4 protein-coding genes are annotated in these 4316 nt (G+C 28.5%); 2 read left to right on the top strand and 2 right to left on the bottom strand.

The annotated features are described in order from the left end of the window. Nucleotides 1-192: 192 nt before the first annotated feature. A complete protein-coding gene (gene pyk / locus PF569_08150) occupies nt 193-1644 on the top strand; it encodes a pyruvate kinase (GenBank protein MDA3856203.1) in 1452 nt (483 codons plus the stop codon). A gap of 50 nt (nt 1645-1694) precedes the next feature. Continuing rightward, nucleotides 1695-2054, top strand: coding sequence for a hypothetical protein (locus tag PF569_08145; protein MDA3856202.1), 360 nt, complete (start codon nt 1695-1697; stop codon nt 2052-2054). Between the two features lie 25 nt (nt 2055-2079). On the opposite strand, the gene PF569_08140 is transcribed toward PF569_08145, so the two are convergent. Then, a complete protein-coding gene (locus tag PF569_08140; protein MDA3856201.1) occupies nt 2080-3912 on the bottom strand; it encodes a tRNA uridine(34) 5-carboxymethylaminomethyl modification radical SAM/GNAT enzyme Elp3 in 1833 nt (610 codons plus the stop codon). 44 nt (nt 3913-3956) lie between these two features. Beyond that, entirely contained in the window at nt 3957-4205 is a 249-nt protein-coding gene (locus PF569_08135) for a hypothetical protein (protein ID MDA3856200.1), read from the bottom strand. Nucleotides 4206-4316: the final 111 nt, after the last annotated feature.

The raw sequence follows: 4316 nt of genomic DNA, 5'->3' as shown, positions 1-4316 counted from the left end.
GCATAAGAATATTTCTTTTATTCTAAATTTTCAATTTAGATTTTTTATTCAAAAAATAAATTTTTAGATAAAAATAGATAATTAGTTGTTGTTTATACTCAATCGGATGAAGCCTTTTATACACAATAAACTTCGCACTGCATAAAAATGCCACAGAGAATATTTAAAAGGAATAATACATTAAATCTATATATGGATAAATTTACTAAAATTGTATGTACAATCGGACCTGCTAGCGATTCAAAAGAAATAATTGAAAAATTATACAAAGCAGGAATGAATATTGCAAGATTAAACTTTTCTCATGGAAGCTATGAATACTTTGAGAAAGCAATAAAAAATATTAGAAGTGTAAGTGATGAAATTGCTATTCTATTAGATACTAAAGGACCTGAAATTAGAACTGGAGAAGTTGAAAACAACCATCTAGAACTAAATGAAAATGATAAATTAATTATTACTAAAGAACAAATTATTGGAAATAAAGAACAAATTTCAACAGACTACTCTAAAATCGATAAATTAGAAATAGGAAATACTATTCTAATTGATGATGGTTTAATTGAATGTAGAGTAATAGAAAATTTAAAAGATGCAATTAAAGTGAAAATCTTAAATGGTGGAATTTTAGGATCAAAAAAAACTGTATCTATTAGAGGACATAATGTAAAAATACCTTTCTTAATGGAAAAAGATATTGAAGACATCAAATTTGGAATTAAACACAATGTAGATTTCATTGCAGCATCCTTTGTAAGAAAACCTCACGAAGTTCATCAAATCAAAGACTTACTTGAAGAAAAAGGAGGAGAACATATAAAAATTATATCAAAAATTGAACATGCATCCTCTGTAGAAAATTTCGATGAAATATTAAACCTCTCTGATGCAATTATGGTTGCAAGAGGAGACTTAGGAGTAGAATTACCACTAGAAAAAGTTCCAGAAATTCAAGAAATGATTATCCGAAAATGTCGTGAAAAAGGAAAACCTGTAATTGTAGCAACTCAAATGCTTGAAAGTATGAAAGAACATCCTCGTCCAACAAGAGCAGAAGTTGCAGATGTTGCAGTAGCAATTCTTCAAGGAACAGATGCCATAATGCTTAGTGGTGAGACAGCATCAGGAAAATATCCATTAAAAGCTGTTCAAATGATGACAACAATTGCAAAAGAATATGATTTAAAAGTAAAAGGAGGATTAATTGAAAATCTAAATGACTTAGATAAAGAAAAAATAAATATTTCATTATTTATCACAAACACTGCATATCACGCGGCAAGAGATTTGAAAACAAAAGCAATCCTAGTTCCAACTGAAAGTGGATTTACTGCAAGAAATGTCTCCAGATTTAGACCTGAATGTCCAATATATACTATGAGTCGTGAAATGACAGTTGTAAGACAATTACAACTTTCAAGAGGAGTATTCCCATACCACTCAAATATCAAACATGAAAAAAGAGATATAATGATTAATGAATTAGTGAAAATAGTTCATGATAAAAATAAAGTAAAAGAAAATGATAAAATAGTAATAACTGCAGGATTCAGGCCAGCAAATAAAGGTAACACTAACTTAATTGAAATATATAAAGTAAAAGAAATAATAGAAAGAATTAAAAATAATCAAAGTACTCTCTAAGGGTGGTGACAAAAAAATAAATTTATAAATAGAAAATCATTACCTAAACTATGAAAAGAAAAACAACACTTGATGATGAAATGGGTTCAAGTTTATTTAATGGAGCAGAAAAAATTATTAAAGCTGGAATAATTAGTTTAGGACTATTAACTTTATCTGGAGTTTTAGTATTATCAGATTGTTCTAAAAGTAATGAGAAAACTTCTAAAATTATTTCAAACATTGAAAATAATTACTTGTCAAACACACAACAAATACCAGGAATTGAATACACACTAGGAGGATTAATTGAAGTATATCAATCAAAACTACAAAGAGAAGTTAATGCAGAAGAAATTATAGCAAAAAATATGAAATTTTACAATGAAAAAACTGGAACATTTTCAAGATATTGTTGTGATTTAAAATAACAACAAATTCTTAGTCGCTTAAAAATTATAAATTTTTAACCATATATACTCCTTCAAGTACATATCCAAATTTTCTATAATATTCTCTAACACCAACACCAGAAATAATTGCCATTTTTTTATATCCATTCTCTCTTGCTATTTCTTCAGACTTTTCAAGTAATCTCCTACCCCATCCTTTATGTTGATGTCTTGACTTCGGCAAGAAACCGAACGAATTTTCTGAGTGACTGCTATTATCTCCTTCTCCACCAACAGCAGTTGTAGTTCCATATACATGTAATTCCCTAATAAGAGCAGTACCTTCAACTATCTCATCTCTAAACCCAAATTTAGAAGGAAATCTAAGCCTAATAAAACCTATCATCGAATCATTCTCATCAACTGAATCTATAAAATAATCTGTTCCACCTGAAGATTCATATTCTTCAATATTAATTTTGAACTCACCAGCCTTGTATCCAATAGTTTCACGAAGTCCAATTTCCCTTGCTCTAATATCTTTTGAAACAATGTTTTCTTTCCTCATAACCTCATCAACATATTGACGCAAATTCGAATTTTGAACACCACCAATAATTTGAGGCGTAGGAATATCCCTTTGAACTCTCATAACTCTAACATATCTTGGAAAATCTGCAAATGCTTTGGCAATAATCACTGCAGCCTCTTTTGTATCAACTGGCTTATACAAACCACTCTCAAACATTTTAAATAATGGAGTTCCTCGAACAACAAGACAAGGATAAATTTTTAACATGTCTGGTCTAAATTTAGAATCTGCAAATAAATCTCGAAGTGATTCTTCATCAGATCTTACTGAAGCTCCAGGCAATCCAATCATCATATGTGCATTAATCTTAAAGCACATATCTTTCATTATTTGAAAACTTTTAATTGTCTCAGCAATTCCATGACCCCTATTAACTTTTTTCAAAATATCATCATCAAGAGTTTGTACACCAACTTCAAATCTAGTACAACCATACTCAAGCATATTATTACAATGCTCTTCTAAAGCCCAATCAGGTTTAGTCTCAATAGTTAAACCAATAGACCTAATAATTGCAGTCTCATTCTTTGTTATCTCTTTTTCAAAAGGTTTCATTTTTGAAAAAGACACCGAAGAATCTTTGATTTTGACTGTGTCAGAATTATAATCTTTAATTCCACTCAATTTAATCTTCTCAATTCTCTCAAAAATTTTAGTCTCTCTAATTTTTGAATCAATTGCAGATTCAACTTCAAAGAAATCATTAAATTTGTCATAATTAATTTGTCTCTTATTATTCTCATCATAAAATAAAAACTCTTCTCCAAAATCATTAATTGCTTTATATGTAAAATTTACAAACTCATCTCTATACTCTTTATCAAGTGAAGGGAAAGTCCCACCCATAAAAATCAACTCAATCTTATCAGGATTATGTCCATTAATAACATAATGTTCTAACCTATTAAAAACTTGCAAATAAGGGTCATACTTGTTTCTAATCGCACGAAGAGCTGCAGGCTCAGAACCTGTATATGATTGTGGAGTATCTCCAAATTCACTTCCCATCCCACCTGGACAATAAATACATCTACCATGAGGACAATTATGAGGTTTCGCAAAAAGAGCAACAACTGTAACACCTGAGAGCTCTCTTACAGGTTTAATATTAAGTAAAGATATAATTTTTGCCCTATTCTCATTAGAAGCATTAGAAATAATCTCAGTATTTTTGATAATTTTTTTCAAATTATATTTTTTAGACAAAGAAGTTTTTAAATTATTTAATTTTTTAAAATTAAGTTTATCTTCTTTAAGCATTAACTCAATTAATTCTTCAAAAAACTTTTGTTCTGTATCTGACATAATAAAAGTAATGATTAATTATTTATAAAAGTATTAATTAAAATCTATAATTTATCAATTTCTTCAACTAAAGAACAAATAGTTTTTGCAGAATTTGTCTGAGGAAATCCCATTTTCATATCATTACTCATAATTTTCAAACTAGATATCCATCTTGCTCCAATCTCTTTTGCCTTTTTAATATCATCTTGAATAAGAGCTGCAAGTAAACTTTTAGAATATGTAGGACTAGAACTCTTATCCTGATTAACCAAAACAGTAAGCCTTGTAATAATATTATTAATATCTGACATAATATAAATTCAAAAAACTTATTTATATATTTTACTAAAATAAAACTTAAAATCTTCCTTTAAGATAGAACAAAAAAGCTTCAACTAAAGCCAAACTCATCAGAATAAATA

The organism is Candidatus Woesearchaeota archaeon, assembly GCA_027858315.1.
Lineage (GTDB): Archaea > Nanobdellota > Nanobdellia > Woesearchaeales > UBA583 > UBA583.
This window is presented reverse-complemented; position numbering and strand designations above follow the sequence as displayed.